Origin of the sequence: Streptomyces sp. CB02959, assembly GCF_002803155.1 — a bacterium.
Taxonomy (GTDB): Bacteria; Actinomycetota; Actinomycetes; order Streptomycetales; family Streptomycetaceae; genus Streptomyces.
This window is the reverse complement of the sequence record NZ_NNBP01000003.1, coordinates 385,118-401,916: the sequence shown is the minus strand read 5'-3', so window position 1 is coordinate 401,916 and position 16,799 is coordinate 385,118. Positions and strand designations below refer to the sequence as shown.

Below are 16,799 nucleotides of genomic sequence, written 5' to 3'. Positions count from 1 at the left end.
GGGACTCAGCTAGTGGGCTTCGGCGAGGTGCTGGGTGCCGATCCGCTTGCGGAACACCCAATAGGTCCACCCTTGGTAGAGCATCACGAGCGGCGCGGCGATCCCGGCGCACCACGTCATGATCTTCAGGGTGTAGGGGGTGGACGAGGCGTTGGTGACCGTGAGGCTCCAGCTCTCGTTCAGCGTGGACGGCATGACGTTCGGGAAGAGCGTCAGGAACAGCATGGCGACCGCCGCCGCGATGGTGATCCCGGAGAAGGCGAACGCCCAGCCCTCGCGCCCGAGCTTGTTGGCCCAGAGCGCGGCGACCAGCGCCACCACCGCCACGATCATGGCGACCAGGCTGCCGGTGTCTCCCTTGTCGGCCTGGGTCCACCCCAGGAAGCCGACCGCGAGCACGGCGGTGACCAGCCCGAGGACGCCCGCCATCCTGCGCGCCCGCTCCCGGATGTCACCCACGGTCTTCAGCGAGGCGAACACCGCACCGTGGAAGGTGAACAGCGTCAGCGTGACCAGGCCGCCGAGGATCGCATACGGGTTGAGCAGGTCGAGCAGACCGCCGACGTACTCCTTGTGGGCATCGATCTTCACGCCGTGGACGATGTTGCCGAAGGCCACCCCCCACAGCAGCGCGGGCAGCAGCGAGGTCCAGAAGATCGCGTGCTCCCAGTTGCGCTGCCAGCGCTCCTCGGGCCGCTTGACGCGGTACTCGAACGCGACACCGCGGACGATCAGGCAGACCAGGATCAGCAGCAGCGGCAGGTAGAACCCGGAGAAGAGGGTCGCGTACCAGTCCGGGAAGGCGGCGAACGTCGCGCCGCCCGCGCTGAGCAGCCAGACCTCGTTGCCGTCCCAGACGGGTCCGATGGTGTTGATCAGCACCCGCTTCTCGCTCCGGTCCCGGGCGAGCAGCTTGGTGAGCACACCGATGCCGAAGTCGAAGCCTTCCAGGAAGAAGTACCCGGTCCAGAGGAAGGCGATGATGACGAACCAGACGTCGTGGAGTTGCATGGTCGCCTCCTAGTACGAGAAGGCCATCGGCCGGTCGGCGTCGGTGGGGTCGCCACCGATCTTGGTGGGCGGGTTGAGGTCGGAGTCGGTGAGCTCCTGGGGTCCGGCCTTGATGTACTTCGCCAGCAGCCTGACCTCGACCACGGCGAGGATCGCGTAGAGCGTGGTGAAGACGACCAGGGACGTGATCACTTCGCCCTGCGTGACACCGGGGGAAACCGCGTCGCGGGTGCGCAGCACGCCGTAGACGACCCAGGGCTGGCGGCCCATCTCGGTGAAGATCCAGCCCCAGGAGTTGGCGATCAGCGGGAAACCGAGGGTGACGAAGGCCAGTCGCCAGTACCACTTGGCCAGACGGTCGCCCAGCAACCTGTTCTTGGTGATCGCGAGGTGCGGCGCTTCGTCCTCACCGGTCCGTAGCGCGGGCGCGAGCCAGAACTTCTTGCGGGTGAGCCACAACCCGGCCAGACCGATGACGAAGGACGTCATCCCGAAGCCGATCATCCAGCGGAAGCCCCAGTAGGTGACCGGGATGTTGGGCCGGTAGTCGCCGGGCCCGAACTTCTGCTGCTCGGACTTGTTGACGTCGTTGATGCCCGGCACCGGCGAGGAGAAGTCGTTGTGCGCAAGGAAGGAGAGCAGACCCGGTATCTCGATGGCGACCTTGTTGTGGCCCTTGGCGACGTCGCCGTACGAGAAGACCGAGAACGGCGCGGGTGCGGCCTTGTCCCACAGTGCCTCGGCCGAGGCCATCTTCATCGGCTGCTGCTTGAACATGACCTTGCCGAGCGAGTCGCCGCTGATTGCGGTGAGCATCCCCGCGATGACCAGGGTTATCAGCCCGAGCCGCAGCGACGTCCGCATGACCTTGATGTGCTTCTTGCGCATCAGGTGGTACGCGGAGACGCCGACCATGAAGGCGGCACCGGTCAGGAAGGCCGCGGTCAGGGTGTGGAAGACGACGACGAGGGTGGTGTCCTGCGTCAGCACCTTCCAGAAGTCGGTCAGCTCGGCCCGCCCGGTGGCGTGGTTGTACTTGTAACCGACCGGGTGCTGCATCCAGGAGTTGGCGGCGAGGATGAAGTACGCCGAGAGGATGGTGCCGATCGACACCATCCACATGCAGAAGCAGTGGATCTTCTTCGGCAGCTTGTCCCAGCCGAAGATCCACAGGCCGATGAAGGTGGACTCGAAGAAGAACGCGATCAGGGCTTCGAAGGCGAGCGGCGCACCGAAGACGTCCCCGACGAACCGCGAGTAGTCCGACCAGTTCATGCCGAACTGGAATTCCTGGACGATGCCGGTGACGACACCCATCGCGATATTGATCAGGAACAGTTTGCCCCAGAACTTGGTGGCCTTGAGGTACTTCTGCTTACCGGTTCGCACCCATGCGGTCTCGAGTCCGGCCACCAAAGCGGCGAGGGAGATCGTCAGCGGGACGAACAGGAAGTGGTAGACGGTCGTGATGCCGAATTGCCATCGCGCCATAGTCTCTGGCGCCAACGCCAGTTCCACGTCGCGGCCTCCTTACATCCTTGCGTCGCCGTTTCACGACGGCTATGTCCCTTTTGTGCGACATAAAGCAGCACATACCAGGACGCGAGCTTGTGAACGCGTTCACATTCACAAGCATTATCTCCCATGGCGTTCACACCTTGAGGAAGGGGGGTACGTGACTGCGGTCACGCTCGATTCCATGGCCCGTGAACGCTTATGCCGAGGTTATGTGCGCACTCTTCCGTGCGACTTCAACATATTGTTGAATGCGTCGCCATGAAGATCCGCATCTCCTGGTCCGCCGGGCACGTGACCGCCACCCTCGACGACACCCCGACCGCCACCGCGCTCCTCGCCGCCCTGCCGCTCCAGGCCACCGCGCACACCTGGGGCGAGGAGGTCTACTTCGACACCGGGCTCGCCCCCGCCCTGGAGAGCGACGCCCGCCAGGTCGTCGAACCCGGCACGGTCGCCTTCTGGACCGAGGGCAACGCCCTCGCGCTCCCCTACGGCCCGACCCCGATATCCCGCGGCTGGGGGTCCCCCCGAACGGAGTTCGGGGGAGAGTCCCGGCTCGCCTCCCCCTGCAACGTCCTGGGCCGCATCGACGGCGACCCCCGCGCACTGGCCACCGTCCGCGGCGGCGACGCCGTCCACGTCCAGAAGGTCTGAGGCCGCAGACGCCTGAGGCCGCGGGCCCGACGGGACCCACGACCTCAGAGAACGCCGCCGCTCGAAGGCACACCGCCTTCGAGCGGGCCGGAAACCGGCTACAGCGCCTTGCGGAACTCCTCCGCAGCCTGCAGGAACAGGTCCATCGCCGGCTTCTCCCCGATCGTCACGCGCACGCCCTCACCGGCGAACGGCCGCACGACCACCCCGGCCCGCTCGCACGCCTCGGCGAACTCGGTGGTCCGGTCCCCCAGCCGCAGCCAGACGAAGTTCGCCTCCGACACCGGGACCGTCCAGCCCTGCGTCACCAGCGCGTCGTAGACCCGGGCCCGCTCGGCGACCAGCGCGTCGACCCGCTCCAGCAGCGCCGCCTCACTGCGCAGCGACGCCACTGCGGCCTCCTGCGCGAGCTGGCTGACGCCGAACGGCACCGCCGTCTTGCGCAGCGCGGCGGCCACCTCCGGGTGCGCCACCGCGAAGCCCAGCCGCAGCCCCGCCAGGCCGTACGCCTTGGAGAAGGTGCGCAGCACGCACACGTTGGGGCGGTCGCGGTAGAGCTCGATCCCGTCCGGCACCGCCGCGTCGCGGACGAACTCGCGGTACGCCTCGTCCAGCACCACCAGCACATCGGCCGGCACCCGGTCCAGGAAGGACTCCAGCTCCGCACGGCGCACGGCGGTGCCGGTGGGGTTGTTGGGGTTGCAGACGAAGATCAGCCGGGTCCGTTCGGTGATCGCCGCCAGCATCGCCTCCAGGTCGTGCACCTCACCGGAGGTGAGCGGCACCCGCACCGACGTCGCACCGGAGACCTGAGTGATGATCGGGTACGCCTCGAACGACCGCCAGGCGTAGATCACTTCGTCGCCGGGCCCGGCCGTCGACTGGATCAGCTGCTGGGCCACGCCGACCGACCCGGTACCGGTGGCCAGGTGCTCCACCGGCACCGAGAACCGGTCGGCAAGCTCCGCCATCAGGCCCGTGCACGCCATGTCGGGGTAGCGGTTGAACGATCCGGCAGCCGCCACCGCGCTCTCCAGGACGCCCGGCAGCGGCGGGTAGGGGTTCTCGTTGGAGGACAGCTTGTAGGTGACCGGACCGCCGGTCGCCGCCGGCCGCCCCGGCTTGTAGGTGGGGATGCCGTCCAGCGCCGCACGCAGCCTCGGGGTCTTCTCGCTCACCGCAGGTCCTCCTCAACCATCCCTCTCGACTCCAATACTGCACACCTTATGAGGATTGCCCCTTCCGGCGTCAGGCCCTAAAGCGACAGTCCTTCCGCGGGCTCCACCGTGGCGAGCGCCGGGCGCGCACCCCGGGGGGAGCGCTATGTGACACCTCGCGCGCCGGTGGCTCACTCCGTGGCGCGCATCCCTCGTCAAGGTGACTTGAGACCTCTTCGAGACCTGGCCGAATCGCCAGGCGGAGCACCCATCCCTCCCCTAAAATGATCACTGAAACGAGCAACCTCCTTTTAATGCAAGGTAATTGACGGTGCATCACCATGCAGAAACGTGCCTTCTAGCCGCCGTCTTCGGTCACCCGCGAATGGCCGTACCGAGCCCTACTATCGGCTCGCCATGACAGCAGCAGGGAAGCACCAGGTGGGCCGGTCGACCGGTCGCCGACTGGGACGCGCGGGCATCCGGGACGTGGCCGCCGCAGCCGGTGTATCGATCACGACTGTCTCCGACGCGCTCAACGGCAAGGGCCGGCTTCCGGATGCCACCCGTAGCCATGTCCGCGAGGTGGCCGATCGGCTGGGCTACCGCCCGTCCGCCGCCGCCCGCACCCTCCGTACCGGCAAGTCGGGCCTCATCGGCCTGACCGTGACCACCTACGGGGATGAACCTTTCACCTTCACCGAGTTCGCTTACTTCGCCGAGATGGCCAGAGCCGCCACCTCCGCCGCGCTGGCCCGCGGCTACGCCCTGGTCATCCTGCCCGCGACCTCCCGGCACGACGTCTGGTCCAACGTCGCCTTAGACGGCACCGTCGTCATCGATCCGGCCGACGGCGACCCCGTCGTCACCGAGCTCGTCCGGCACGGCGTCCCCGTGGTCTCCGACGGCCGCCCCGGCGGCTCCCTCCCGGTCACCGGCTGGGTGGACAACGACCACGAAGCGGCCGTCCTCGGTCTGCTCGACCACCTCGCCGAGGCCGGCGCCCGCCGCATCGGACTGCTCACGGGCACCACCACCGACACCTATACCCGGCTGTCGACCACCGCCTACCTGAGCTGGTGCGAGCGGGTCGGCCAGGACCCGGTCTACGAGTCCTATCCCGCATACGACCCGCGGGCGGGCGCCGTGGCCGCGGACCGACTGCTGGCCCGCCCGGACCGGCCGGACGCGGTCTACGGACTCTTCGACCCCAACGGCACCGACCTGCTCGCCGCGGCCCGGCGCTACGGCCTGCGGGTACCGGACGACCTGCTGCTGGTCTGCTGCAGCGAGTCCACCGTCTACGCCACCACCGAGCCGCCGATCACCACGCTCTCGCTCAAGCCGCGGCGCATCGGCACCGCCGTGGTCCAGATCCTGATCGACGCCATCGAGGGGCTCGACGACCGATGCCCGGTCGAACAGGTGATACCGACCGACCTGATCGTGCGGACCTCCTCCCAGCGCCGCTCCCCGCGGACGACGATCAGCCCGCCGCGGGGCCCGGCCGGCGACTGAGGGTGCCCCAGGCACGGCGGGATGGGCGTACCGGCGAGCTCCGGGCGCCCGCTCCGCCGAGGAAAAAACAGGGTGATCCCGGGAGAAATCCATTGCGAACGCCGGGCTTCGCAGGATTGATCACCCCCGGGTGCGTCACAACCCGCGAGCGGCGTTCCTATGATGGGCGCACGACACTGCGGACCGCCGTCGACCAGGCAAAGGTCCGAGAGGTGCACGGCGGCGCAACGGTGGAGGGGTCGATGACTCAGGGGGCCAGTCAGGGACCCATGGTGTGGACCATGGGGACACAACCTCCGGCATCCGTTCCGCCGCCCCCGGCGCCCCCCGGAGTGCCGGCCGGGCCGCCGCTCCAGGCACCCGCCGCGCCGCCCGCCGCGCCCCCGGTGCAGCTGCCCGAGGAGTACACCCCGACCGCCCGCGACCTGCCGGTCATCGGCCGAACGGACACCCTCATCGACCACCCGTCCGTGCTGCCGGCACAGGAACCTGCCCCCGCAGCCGACGGCCTGGGCCCGCTGTACGTCGTCGGCGACGTACACGGCTACTACGACGAGCTGCGCGCCGCGCTGGAGGCCGAAGGGCTGATCGACGCCGACGGCACCTGGGCGGCCGGCAACGCCCGGCTCTGGTTCCTCGGCGACTTCACCGACCGCGGCCCGGACGGCATCGGCGTGATCGACCTGGTCATGCAGCTCTCCGCCGAGGCCGCGGCGGCCGGCGGCTACTGCAAGGCCCTGATGGGCAACCACGAGCTGCTGCTGCTGGGCGCCAAGCGGTTCGGCGACACCCCCGTCCAGTCCGGCGCCGGCACCGCCTCCTTCCAGGCGGCCTGGCTCCTCAACGGCGGCCAGAAGACCGACATGGACCGGCTGGAGGACCACCACCTCCAGTGGATGGCCCGCCTGGACGCCGTGATGGAGGAGGACGGGCATCTGCTCGTGCACTCCGACACCACCGCCTACCTCGAATACGGCGACTCGATCGAGGCGGTCAACGACACCGTCCACGACGTGCTGACGCGCAGCGAAGCCGATGAAGTCTGGGACCTCTTCAGGAAGTTCACCAAGCGGTTCGCCTTCCGTGACGAGTCCGGCGCGCAGGCCGTCCGCGAACTCCTCGACGCCTACGGCGGCAACCGCGTCGTGCACGGCCACAGCCCGATCCCGTACCTGCTGGGCGAGGTCGGCGCGGAGGACGGCGAGGGCGAGGGCCCCGCGGTGGCCGGTCCGCACGTCTACGCGGACGGTCTGGCCATCGCCATGGACGGCGGTGTCACGATGGCCGGAAAGCTGCTGGTATGCCAACTCCCGTTGGCCGGCTGACCCTTCCTCCAACGGTCCGGCACCACTCCGGCGGGTGACCGGGCAGGACGGAATCCGGTCGCGGCAGTACGCAAATTCCGCAAACTCTCTGTCACCCCGCGCCGGAGGCGCTCTACCATCGGTCTATCCGTAGCAGGCTCTCCTCCGTTTCCGCCCGGCGCCCGGCCCAGGCCGGCCCGTACGGCCCTACGGAGCTTCGGGGGATCCACATGAACAGCGCTCCGCACCTGCTGAACGAGGACCGCGCGGAATTCGCGCGGATCCTTGATGAGGCGCTGCGTACCGCCGAAACCCGCCCGGACGAGCGCACCGCCGTCACCGGAAACCACCTCAGCACCGAGCAGTTGCGCATGATGGCGCTCAGCGCAACCAGCGCGATCGCCGCCTGTGCAACGGCCGAATACCAACGCTACATACAGCTGCGCACCGCGCAGCGCGCCCCGGCATCCGCCGTGCCCGGCGCCGGTGGGGGCGATCCGTCAGCGGACCAGACCTCTGACGAGCGCACCGGACCGGCCACCGAGGACGACGAGGTGGCCGCCGAAACGCCCGGCTTCGGGCTTGCCGCGATGGCCACCGTCCTCGTGCCGGTGCTCGCCGGGATCGCGGCCGTGCTCTTCCTCGTCATCGGCTATGTGCTGCGCGCCGTCGACCCGGACCCGGCCGTCTCCCGGCCGCTGGTCAGCGTCGGCTGGGTCTTCGCGGGGCTGGCCGCCGCCGGCGCGCTGGTCGCCATGGGCTGCGTGGTCGTCACCGCGCTGCGCAACGGCACGGCCCGGGACGCCGCGGCCGAGGAGCGGGCCGCGGCGCTGGACAGCGCCCACGACGCCTGGCAGCAGGCCCTCCTGGACCGTGGGCTGCTGCCCTTCCTCCGCGAGGCCCTGGCCGACCCCGCGGCCGACCCGGCGGACGATCCGGTCCGGTACGTCCCCCGCCCCGTGCCGGCGCCCGAGCGCCGTACCCCCACGCTCGGCTACACCCGCCCGCGGTTCACCAGTCCCGACGCCGGCACGTCCTGGTCCCGGCCCCACTACTCCAGCCCGGACTTCACCAGCCCGGACTACGGCGGCCCGGAGAACCGGCCGGAGTAGGCACCGGCACGGCACAGCACCGCGACGATGCGATGCGTCGCGGCGCCCGGCGACGGCAATGGACGGACGGACGACCCGAAGGCGCACGCGACGCGCGTCTCCGGGCCGGTCCCGGTCCGTACTGCTGAGCGCCCCACCCGGTCGGATCGGTCCGCTCAGCCCATCCACTTCGTTCGCTTCGTTCGCTTCGCTCGGTCCGCGTGGTCCGGTCGGCCTGGTCGGTCCGCTCAGTCCGCGATCGGCAGGTAGACGCGGTTGCCCGACGCCGCGAACTCCCGTGACTTCTCGGCCATTCCGGCCTCGGCGTCCTTCGTCAGGGCACTGCCGTGCTCGCGACGGATGTCTTGTGAGATCTTCATCGAGCAGAACTTCGGCCCGCACATCGAGCAGAAGTGGGCCGTCTTGGCCGGTTCCGCGGGCAGCGTCGCGTCGTGGAAGGCGCGGGCGGTGTCCGGGTCGAGGGCCAGGTTGAACTGGTCCTCCCAGCGGAACTCGAAGCGGGCGTCGGAGAGCGCGTCGTCCCATTCCTGGGCGCCCGGGTGGCCCTTGGCGAGGTCCGCCGCGTGGGCCGCGATCTTGTACGTGATGACGCCGGTCTTGACGTCGTCGCGGTCCGGGAGGCCCAGGTGCTCCTTGGGCGTGACGTAGCAGAGCATCGCGGTGCCCCACCAGGCGATCATCGCGGCGCCGATGCCCGAGGTGATGTGGTCGTAGGCGGGCGCGATGTCGGTGGTGAGCGGGCCCAGCGTGTAGAACGGGGCCTCCTCGCAGATCTCCTGCTGGAGGTCGATGTTCTCCTTGATCTTGTGCATCGGGACGTGGCCCGGGCCCTCGATCATGGCCTGTACGCCGTGCCGCTTGGCGATGGTGTTCAGCTCGCCGAGGGTCCGCAGCTCGGCGAACTGCGCCTCGTCGTTGGCGTCCGCGATGGAGCCGGGACGCAGGCCGTCGCCGAGGGAGAAGGTGACGTCGTAGGCGGCGAGGATGTCGCAGAGCTCCTCGAAGTTCGTGTAGAGGAACGACTCCTGATGGTGCGCCAGACACCAGGCCGCCATGATCGAGCCGCCGCGGGAGACGATGCCGGTCTTCCGGTTGGCGGTGAGCGGGACGTAGCGGAGCAGCACGCCGGCGTGCACCGTCATGTAGTCGACGCCCTGTTCGGCCTGCTCGATGACGGTGTCCTTGTAGATCTCCCAGGTCAGCTCCTCGGCCTTGCCGTCGACCTTCTCCAGCGCCTGGTAGAGGGGGACGGTGCCGATGGGCACGGGGGAGTTGCGGAGCACCCACTCGCGCGTGGTGTGGATGTTGCGGCCGGTGGAGAGGTCCATGACCGTGTCGGCGCCCCAGCGGGTTGCCCAGGTCATCTTCTCCACCTCCTCCTCGATCGAGGAAGTGACCGCGGAGTTGCCGATGTTGGCGTTCACCTTCACCAGGAAGTTCTTGCCGATGATCATCGGCTCGATCTCCGGGTGGTTGACGTTGGCCGGCAGCACCGCCCGGCCCGCGGCGATCTCGTCCCGCACGAACTCGGGGGAGACGTTCTCGCGGAGGGCGACGTACTCCATCTCCGCGGTGACCTCGCCACGCTGGGCGTACGCGAGCTGGGTGACCGGGGCGCCGTCCCGGCCGCGGCGCGGCTGACGCGGCCGGCCGGGGAAGACCGCATCGAGGTTCCGCAGGCCACCGCGCGGCGAGGTGTGCTTGATCCCGTCGTCCTCGGGACGGATCGGGCGGCCCGCGTACTCCTCGGTGTCGCCCCGCCCGATGATCCAGTTCTCCCGCAGCGGCGCCAGACCGCGGCGGACGTCGGTGTCGATATTCGGGTCGGTGTACGGCCCTGACGTGTCGTAGAGCGTCACGTCCTTGCCGTTGGTGAGGTGCACCCGCCGGACCGGGACCTGGAGGTCCGGACGCGATCCGGAGACATAGCCCTTGTGCCAGCCGATCTGCGGCCTTTCGCCGTCGTTCGAGGCGTTTTCAGGCGTGCGTGCATCCTGCAGAGTCATGTAGACCCAACTCCCTACGCCGGCATTACCCGGTAACAGGTTCGGCGGTCGACGCAGCGGCTTCCGTCATCCGGTGTTTCACGTGAAACACCGCTGGGACGGAGGTCAGCGCCCTCTCAGCCCGGTGCTCCGAGCTCCCGCGATTGCAAAGGTGCCACCACGGTAGCGGCCGATACGTCGGTGTGAACAGGGGGCCCACGGGTTCTTGCAATGATCGGGCGGTGAGCCCTCCCGAAGCCCAGCACCTCGCCGCCGGCCATGCGCACACGCACAGCCACGGGCCGGCCGCCCCCGTCTCCCGGCATCTGCGCAAGGTCATCGCCGCCGTCCTGATCCCGTTCGCGGCCGCGGTCGCGGTCGGCCTGATCGTCCTCTGGCCCGGTGGCGCACCGCCCCACAAGCCCTCGGGGGTGGGCTTCGACCAGCCCACCGAGAAGGCCCGGGTCACCAAGGTCGAAGAGGTGGACTGCGCGGCGGTGCACGCCGCGCAGCAGCCGCAGCCCACCGCGCCCGGCGGTGGGCCGCCGGCCGGGGGCGCACCCCCCGACAAGCCCTGCGAGCAGGCGACGGTCAAAGTCACCACGGGGGAGAACGCCGGCCGGACCTTCCAGACGGTGGTGACGCCGGACGCCCCGCGGCACTACACGACCGGACAGGACGTGGTCGTCTCCTACTCCCCCAAGGCGCCGAGGGAACTGCAGTATGCGGTGACCGACGTCGACCGCACCGTTCCGATGTGGGTGCTGGCCGCGATCTTTGCCGTTGCGGTGGTGATCGTCGGGCGGCTGCGCGGGGTGCTGGCGCTGGTGGCGCTGACCACCAGCTTCGGCCTGCTGACGCTGTTCATCCTCCCGGCGATCCTCCAGGGCTCCGATCCGCTGGTGGTGGCGATGGTCGGCGGCAGCGCGATCATGCTGATCGCGCTCTACATGTGCCACGGACTGACGGCCCGGACGTCCGTGGCGGTGCTCGGCACCCTCGCGTCCCTGCTGCTCATCGGGCTGCTGGGCTCGATCTTCACCCGCTGGGCGCTGCTGACCGGCAACACGGACGACACCACCGGCCTGGTGCACGGGCTGTACCCGAACATCGAGATCCGCGGCCTGCTGCTGGCGGGGATCATCATCGGTTCGCTGGGGGTGCTCGACGATGTGACGGTGACCCAGACCGCCGCGGTCTGGGAGCTGAAGGAGGCCGATCCGGCGGCGGGTTGGCGCAAGCTGTACGGCGCGGCGATGCGGATCGGGCGGGACCACATCGCATCCGTGGTGAACACCCTCGTCATGGCCTACGCGGGCGCCGCGCTGCCCTTGCTCCTGCTGTTCTCGATCGCACAGAGCAGCGTCGGTACGGTCGCCGGCAGCGAGGTGGTCGCGGAGGAGATCGTCCGCACCCTCGTGGGCAGCATCGGGCTGGTCGCCTCGGTGCCGGTGACCACGCTGCTGGCAGCCCTGGTGGTCTCGGCGGACCGTCCGGTGGCGGGCGGGACGGGGCGGGTACCGGCCGTCGGGGGCCGCGGTGGGCGGCGCGCGGCGCACGGGCGGCGCCGTAAGCGCTGAGCGCACGGCGCGGAAGCGGAACGGGCCGAGGCGGGGCAACGGCCGGGCGGGCGAGGGGCGTTGGGGCAACAGGGCAGGGACGACCGAGCGTCGGTCGGGCGGCGGTGACGAGGGGAGTGAACGGGCCGGTGGCCGGCGGGATCAGCCGGCCGGCGCCTCCGTCAGGATGCGGTCCAGCGCGGCCTCCAGCGTGTCGCAGACCTCCTCCTTGCCGAGCGGAACGATCCGGTCCGTGCGGTCCAGGAAGGCGATCAGCGGCGGTGCGCTGGCCCGGAACAGAGCCCGCTCGGCGCCGACCTGAAGGCTGATGTAGACATCGCTGAGGTGCTCGGGGGAGGACGGCTCGACCCGGACGTCCCCCTCGCCGGCCGGCCGGCTCAGCCCGTCCAACAGCAGCTCACGGCCGAACACCCAGGTCACGGGCACATCTCCGGGGAGATCGAAGGTGAGCCGGACGGCGTAGGGATCGGCGCTGTCGAATTCCAGCTCCACCGGGATCCGGAAGGCGAGCTCCTCCGAGACGAGGAAGCTCATGATCACTTCTGCCTGAACCGTGTCGTTCATCAACCACTGCCCCGCGCTTGATCGGAGATGGCCGGGAATCATCCCTGGAAGCCCTATTGACGCCATCGTCGGTCACATGCAGGCAGATCACAAGGAGTGAGTTTTCAGATACTGATAGAGAAGGCGAGTGTCGTTAGTACCGTCTCCGCCATTTTCCGTAGTCGTTCCGTAACTGTATGCAATCGGTGCACTTCCGTCGCAGGAAGAGAAACCGCCAGTGTCGCGGCGGCGGAGCCGACCCGGACGGGAATCGCGGAGCACACCGTGCCCAAGGCATATTCCTGGCGATCATACGCAACCTGGCCGCGACGCACCGTAGCCAGCCGATTCAGCAGATCACCCTCGGAACGCACCGAAAAGGGCGTCATCGACTGCACCGGATAGCGGGCCAGATGCTCTTTCCGGGTGGCCTCGTCGAGCTGCGCCAGAAGGCACTGCCCGATCGCATGGGTGTGAGCGGTGGAGCGGAAGTCGGCCCATTCCTCGACGGGCGGCCGCGCCGGATCGTCGGTTATCGCCACCACTTCCACCTCGCCCTCGCGGTAGACGGCGAAGTAGACGGCGGCGCCGAGTTCGCGGCCCGCCACGGCCAGCGCATCGGCCAGCCGCCGGCGCTGCCGCCGTCGGGCCCCCGCCCGACCGATGGACTCGGCGCCCTCGCCGATCACGAAGACGCCGTTCTCCCGGCGCAGATAGCCCTCGTGGGTCAGCGTCCGCAGCAGGTGATAGGTCGTGGGAAGCGGGAGTTGGGCCTCTCGGGCCAGTTGTTTGGCGGGCGCCCCGTCGGCGTGCGCGGCCACCGCTTCCAGGAGTCGCAGCGCCCGCTGCACCGACCCGATCAGGGTGGGGTGCGAGCCGGATTCGTCGTTGCCGATCGCCAACGCAACCCCCAGGTCCGAGTGCCATGGTCCCGCGGCCCCGGCCACGGGATCCGCCCCCGCGGCCGTGCGTCTCCCCTGACGTCCGACACGATGCCCGGCCCGATCGCCCGGTATTTTCCGGAACGTGGGCGTCCGGAAGACGCCTGCGTCCGCACTGTAACCCGGGCGGTCCGGCCCAGGAGCCGAAAGTCCGGGAGTTAACCCGGGCTGGGCACCTCCCCGACCCCGATGACGCTACGGAGCAAGGTACACACTCTTGGTGAGCAGGCGGAACGCTGTGGACGCCGCCCGTACGAGAACGACCGGCGGGCCGGATTCCGATGCCCGTTCGCCCTGGCCGCGGGAGTGTCGGGCACCGGCCGCGAACGCCGGACGCCCTGCTCCCGGGTGGGGGCAGGGCGTCTTCGGACGGTGCGGGTCGGAGTACCGGTCGGTCGGGGGCTCGGCCTACCAGTCGCTCTTCGACGAGGACGAGGACGAGGACCCGGTGAACCTGCGCACGAGGTAGATGACGCCGGCGATCAGGGCCGCCGCGATCAGCACCTTGAAGAGCAGGCCGATCAGGAAGCCGAGCGCAGCGGTGATCAGTCCGCCGAAGACGACGATCAGGATGACGGGCACCACGACCCAGGTGACCCACCACGGAAGCCCTGCGAGTATCCCCTTACCAGCCACTGCTCTGCCCTTCTTTCTGTCTGTTGCGCTGTTGTCGGCCTGTGCCGCTCCGGTGGCACCGTCCGCGTGCTGCGCGTCCGTCGCGCCGCGTCTCCGGTCCCCTGTACATCAACGATGCTAGGACGCCGGAGACCGCCGCGGGGGCCCGACAGCCCCGGCTCTCCCCTGAGCTGACCCCTACGGGTTCCGGGGTCCGACCCTCAGCTTTCGGGCGGAGAAAACACCACAACGACCCGTAGGTCCTCGCTGATGTGGTGGAACTTGTGGGGCACCCCGGCGGGCACGTAGACCACGCTGCCGCGGGCCACCGACTCGGTCTCCGCCCCCACCGTGATCGCCCCGCGGCCGCTCACCACCAGGTACACCTCGTCCTGGGTGTGCGGCTGCTGCGGGTCGACGGCACCGGCGTCCAGCGCGTACAGCCCCACCGACATGGTGCGTTCCCGGAGGAACTGCAGATACGCGCCGTCGTTCGCGACCCGTTCCGCTTCGAGTTCATCCAGTCGGAAAGCCTTCATCCCGTTCGCACCTCTCACCTGTCGGCAGTCGTCTGCGACGATCTCACCATGAAGCATTTTCTGGTCAAGACGCTCGCCAACGCCGCGGCCCTGGCCGTGGCCATCTGGCTCCTCAAAGGCATCACGCTCACCGGTGAGAACACGGGCCGCAAGGTGCTCACGCTGATCCTGGTGGCGCTGATCTTCGGGTTGGTCAACTTCCTGGTCAAGCCCGTGGTCAAGGTGCTCTCCTTCCCCCTGTTCATCCTCACGCTCGGCTTGATCACGCTGGTCGTGAACGCGCTGATGCTGCTGCTGACCTCCTGGGCCGCCGGCAAGGCCGATCTCGCCTTCCATGTGGACGGCTTCTGGACGGCGCTGCTCGGCGGCGTGATCGTCTCCATCGTCTCCTGGGCGATGCACGTGATCCTTCCCGACAAGGACTGACGCTTGACCTCCCGCTACCGCGTCTGCTTCGTCTGCACCGGCAACATATGCCGCTCGCCGATGGCCGAGTCCGTCTTCCGTGCCCGGATCACCGAGGACGGACTCGACGCGCTCGTCGAGGTCGACAGCGCCGGCACCGGCGGCTGGCACGAAGGCGACGGAGCCGACCCCCGCACCATCGCCGTCCTGCGCGCGGGCGACTATCCGACCACGCACACCGCCCGGCAGTTCCGCGCCTCCTGGTTCGCCCGCCGCGACCTGGTCATCGCGCTCGACTCGGGCCATCTGCGCGAGCTGCGCCGGCTGGCCCCGACCACCGAGGACGCCGCCAAGGTCCGGCTGCTGCGCGCGTACAGCTGCCGGAGCGACCCGGCCGCGGACCCCGCGGACCTCGACGTACCGGACCCCTATTACGGCGGCTTCGCCGGCTTCGAGGAGTGCCTGGAGATGGTCGAGGCGGCCTGCGACGGCCTCCTGGAGGCGGTTCGCGCGGAGGTCACCTCCGGCGCGCCGGGCCCCGCCGAGCCCCGGCCGGGCCTGCACCACCCCCACCACAAGGAGAGCGCATGACCGGCGACGGCACCCGTGCGGTGCGGGCCGGGCTCCCGGAGCCCGTCGCCCATGAACCGGCCCTTCCCGGCCCGGTGTTCGCCGCCCACTTCCACCTCCCGGGCGAGGCCACCGGCCCGTATACGTACGGCCGCGACACCAACCCCACCTGGACCCGGCTGGAAGCCGCCATCGGCGAGCTGGAGTCGCCGGACGAGCCCGCCCACACCGTCGCCTTCGCCTCCGGCATGGCGGCGATCACCGCCGTGCTCTTCTCCCAACTGCGCACCGGCGACGCGGTGGTGCTCCCCGGCGACGGCTACCAGCTCCTGCCCGCCGTCGGCGCCCGCCTGGAGAGCTACGGCATCGAGGTCCGCACCCCCCGCCCGTCTTCCGGCCACCGGCCCTCAACGGGTGCTTCGCACACCCCGCTCGATGCCGCCCTCGACAGCCAGCTCGGCATCCTCGACGGGGCCCGGCTGCTGTGGATCGAGACGCCCTCCAACCCCGGCCTGGACGTCTACGACATCCGGCGGCTGGCGGACGCGGCGCACGCCCGCGGTGCGCTGGTCGCCGTGGACAACACCCTCGCCACCCCGCTCGGCCAGCGCCCGTTGGACCTGGGCGCGGACTTCTCGGTCGCCAGCGGCACCAAGGCACTGACCGGCCACGGCGATGTCCTGCTGGGCTACGCCACCACCCGGGACGCGACGCTGGCCGACGACGTCCGGCTGTGGCGCAAGACGGTCGGCGCGATCCCCGGCCCCATGGAGAGCTGGCTCGCGCACCGCTCGCTGGCCACCCTGGCGCTGCGCGTCCGCCAGCAGGCGGAAGGGGCGATGGCACTGGCCACCGCGCTGGCCGGCCGCCCCGAGGTCACCGGACTGCGCCATCCCGGCCTGCCGTCGGACCCGTCGCACGCGCTCGCCGTCCGCCAGATGCGGCCCGGCCGCTTCGGCTGCGTGGTCTCCTTCGTCCTCCCGGACAAGGCGTACGCGGAACGGTTCCTGGCCGCGCTGACGCTGGTGGACGACGCGACCAGCTTCGGCGGCGTACGGTCCACCGCCGAGCGGCGCGGCCGCTGGGGCGGCGACGACGTGCCCGAGGGCTTCGTCCGCTTCTCGGTCGGCGTCGAGGAACCGGAGGATCTGGTCGCCGATGCCCTGCGGGCGCTGGACGCGGCGAAGGCGTAGCGCCGCGGTGCCGTCTCGCGGGACGGCCGACAGGCCCGTCGCGCACCCGCGGTCGCTCGCCGCGGGCGCCTCGGCACAGGAACGGCCGGCAGGGTATCCCCCCTCGTCACCCTGCCGGCCGGCGGTTCCCGTGAATCCGGTCCGGACGTTTCAC

General features: G+C 69.8%; 16 protein-coding genes and 1 riboswitch. Of the genes, 8 read left to right on the top strand and 8 right to left on the bottom strand.

From position 1 onward, the window contains the following. Positions 1 to 9: 9 nt before the first annotated feature. Both cydB and CG747_RS07530 read right to left on the bottom strand, forming a co-directional pair. The gene (gene cydB, locus CG747_RS07535) at positions 10 to 1,011 is read right to left on the bottom strand and encodes a cytochrome d ubiquinol oxidase subunit II (protein ID WP_100600835.1); all 1,002 of its coding nucleotides are present in this window, start codon (positions 1,009 to 1,011) and stop codon (positions 10 to 12) included. Positions 1,012 to 1,020: 9 nt separating this feature from the next. After that, positions 1,021 to 2,529, bottom strand: coding sequence for a cytochrome ubiquinol oxidase subunit I (locus CG747_RS07530; RefSeq protein WP_100600834.1), 1,509 nt, complete (start codon positions 2,527 to 2,529; stop codon positions 1,021 to 1,023). Positions 2,530 to 2,787: 258 nt separating this feature from the next. On the opposite strand from CG747_RS07530, the gene CG747_RS07525 reads away from it, so the two are divergent. Further along, a complete protein-coding gene (locus CG747_RS07525; protein ID WP_100600833.1) occupies positions 2,788 to 3,183 on the top strand; it encodes a cyclophilin-like fold protein in 396 nt (131 codons plus the stop codon). Between the two features lie 98 nt (positions 3,184 to 3,281). Here the strand turns inward: CG747_RS07525 and hisC are convergent, their stop codons facing one another. Continuing rightward, on the bottom strand, positions 3,282 to 4,361 hold the full coding sequence (gene hisC, locus CG747_RS07520; protein ID WP_100600832.1) for a histidinol-phosphate transaminase: 1,080 nt from the start codon (positions 4,359 to 4,361) through the stop codon (positions 3,282 to 3,284). Between the two features lie 396 nt (positions 4,362 to 4,757). On the opposite strand from hisC, the gene CG747_RS07515 reads away from it, so the two are divergent. The 3 genes from CG747_RS07515 to CG747_RS07505 all read left to right on the top strand — a co-directional run bounded on the left by CG747_RS07515 (position 4,758) and on the right by CG747_RS07505 (position 8,274). Then, positions 4,758 to 5,858, top strand: coding sequence for a LacI family DNA-binding transcriptional regulator (locus CG747_RS07515; protein ID WP_100600831.1), 1,101 nt, complete (start codon positions 4,758 to 4,760; stop codon positions 5,856 to 5,858). 281 nt (positions 5,859 to 6,139) lie between these two features. Further along, a complete protein-coding gene (locus CG747_RS07510) occupies positions 6,140 to 7,183 on the top strand; it encodes a metallophosphoesterase (protein ID WP_308303764.1) in 1,044 nt (347 codons plus the stop codon). 209 nt (positions 7,184 to 7,392) lie between these two features. Further along, on the top strand, positions 7,393 to 8,274 hold the full coding sequence (locus CG747_RS07505) for a hypothetical protein (protein ID WP_100600829.1): 882 nt from the start codon (positions 7,393 to 7,395) through the stop codon (positions 8,272 to 8,274). A gap of 227 nt (positions 8,275 to 8,501) precedes the next feature. Here CG747_RS07505 and thiC read toward each other — a convergent pair whose 3' ends face one another. Further along, the gene (thiC, locus tag CG747_RS07500; RefSeq protein WP_100600925.1) at positions 8,502 to 10,280 is read right to left on the bottom strand and encodes a phosphomethylpyrimidine synthase ThiC; all 1,779 of its coding nucleotides are present in this window, start codon (positions 10,278 to 10,280) and stop codon (positions 8,502 to 8,504) included. Then, a riboswitch (TPP riboswitch) is annotated at positions 10,275 to 10,431 on the bottom strand. (Overlaps the previous gene by 6 nt.) A gap of 70 nt (positions 10,432 to 10,501) precedes the next feature. Here thiC and CG747_RS07495 point away from each other — a divergent pair. Continuing rightward, positions 10,502 to 11,839: a YibE/F family protein gene (locus CG747_RS07495; RefSeq protein WP_100600828.1), complete on the top strand. Its 1,338-nt coding sequence runs from the start codon at positions 10,502 to 10,504 to the stop codon at positions 11,837 to 11,839. A gap of 141 nt (positions 11,840 to 11,980) precedes the next feature. Here the strand turns inward: CG747_RS07495 and CG747_RS07490 are convergent, their stop codons facing one another. The 4 genes from CG747_RS07490 to CG747_RS07480 all read right to left on the bottom strand — a co-directional run bounded on the left by CG747_RS07490 (position 11,981) and on the right by CG747_RS07480 (position 14,477). After that, the gene (locus CG747_RS07490) at positions 11,981 to 12,403 is read right to left on the bottom strand and encodes an SsgA family sporulation/cell division regulator (protein WP_180985429.1); all 423 of its coding nucleotides are present in this window, start codon (positions 12,401 to 12,403) and stop codon (positions 11,981 to 11,983) included. A 104-nt stretch (positions 12,404 to 12,507) separates the two neighbouring features. Continuing rightward, the gene (locus CG747_RS07485) at positions 12,508 to 13,284 is read right to left on the bottom strand and encodes an IclR family transcriptional regulator (protein ID WP_100600924.1); all 777 of its coding nucleotides are present in this window, start codon (positions 13,282 to 13,284) and stop codon (positions 12,508 to 12,510) included. Positions 13,285 to 13,731: 447 nt separating this feature from the next. Further along, positions 13,732 to 13,959, bottom strand: a complete 228-nt coding sequence (locus tag CG747_RS47085; RefSeq protein WP_146022046.1) for a DUF5326 family protein — start codon at positions 13,957 to 13,959, stop codon at positions 13,732 to 13,734. Between the two features lie 200 nt (positions 13,960 to 14,159). Further along, positions 14,160 to 14,477 (bottom strand): cupin domain-containing protein, encoded by a 318-nt coding sequence (locus CG747_RS07480; RefSeq protein WP_100600826.1) that lies wholly within the window; start codon positions 14,475 to 14,477, stop codon positions 14,160 to 14,162. A gap of 48 nt (positions 14,478 to 14,525) precedes the next feature. On the opposite strand from CG747_RS07480, the gene CG747_RS07475 reads away from it, so the two are divergent. The 3 genes from CG747_RS07475 to CG747_RS07465 are packed head-to-tail and all read left to right on the top strand — an operon-like array spanning position 14,526 to position 16,645. Then, a complete protein-coding gene (locus CG747_RS07475) occupies positions 14,526 to 14,903 on the top strand; it encodes a phage holin family protein (protein ID WP_100600825.1) in 378 nt (125 codons plus the stop codon). Positions 14,904 to 14,963: 60 nt separating this feature from the next. Beyond that, positions 14,964 to 15,473 (top strand): low molecular weight protein-tyrosine-phosphatase, encoded by a 510-nt coding sequence (locus CG747_RS07470; RefSeq protein WP_257980284.1) that lies wholly within the window; start codon positions 14,964 to 14,966, stop codon positions 15,471 to 15,473. Continuing rightward, positions 15,470 to 16,645 (top strand): cystathionine gamma-lyase, encoded by a 1,176-nt coding sequence (locus tag CG747_RS07465; RefSeq protein ID WP_100600823.1) that lies wholly within the window; start codon positions 15,470 to 15,472, stop codon positions 16,643 to 16,645. The genes CG747_RS07470 and CG747_RS07465 overlap by 4 nt, the downstream gene beginning before the upstream one ends. Positions 16,646 to 16,799: the final 154 nt, after the last annotated feature.

What these genes read in the sequence shown, in the direction of transcription:
- CG747_RS07470 (WP_257980284.1), top strand. Translation starts at nt 14,964, where the DNA reads ATGGCCGAGTCCGTCTTCCGTGCCCGGATCACCGAGGACGGACTCGAC.
- CG747_RS07490 (WP_180985429.1), bottom strand. Translation starts at nt 12,403, where the DNA reads ATGAACGACACGGTTCAGGCAGAAGTGATCATGAGCTTCCTCGTCTCG.
- CG747_RS07505 (WP_100600829.1), top strand. Translation starts at nt 7,393, where the DNA reads ATGAACAGCGCTCCGCACCTGCTGAACGAGGACCGCGCGGAATTCGCG.
- CG747_RS07510 (WP_308303764.1), top strand. Translation starts at nt 6,140, where the DNA reads ATGGGGACACAACCTCCGGCATCCGTTCCGCCGCCCCCGGCGCCCCCC.
- CG747_RS07515 (WP_100600831.1), top strand. Translation starts at nt 4,758, where the DNA reads ATGACAGCAGCAGGGAAGCACCAGGTGGGCCGGTCGACCGGTCGCCGA.
- CG747_RS07480 (WP_100600826.1), bottom strand. Translation starts at nt 14,477, where the DNA reads ATGAAGGCTTTCCGACTGGATGAACTCGAAGCGGAACGGGTCGCGAAC.
- CG747_RS07475 (WP_100600825.1), top strand. Translation starts at nt 14,526, where the DNA reads ATGAAGCATTTTCTGGTCAAGACGCTCGCCAACGCCGCGGCCCTGGCC.
- cydB (WP_100600835.1), bottom strand. Translation starts at nt 1,011, where the DNA reads ATGCAACTCCACGACGTCTGGTTCGTCATCATCGCCTTCCTCTGGACC.
- thiC (WP_100600925.1), bottom strand. Translation starts at nt 10,280, where the DNA reads ATGACTCTGCAGGATGCACGCACGCCTGAAAACGCCTCGAACGACGGC.
- CG747_RS07465 (WP_100600823.1), top strand. Translation starts at nt 15,470, where the DNA reads ATGACCGGCGACGGCACCCGTGCGGTGCGGGCCGGGCTCCCGGAGCCC.
- CG747_RS07525 (WP_100600833.1), top strand. Translation starts at nt 2,788, where the DNA reads ATGAAGATCCGCATCTCCTGGTCCGCCGGGCACGTGACCGCCACCCTC.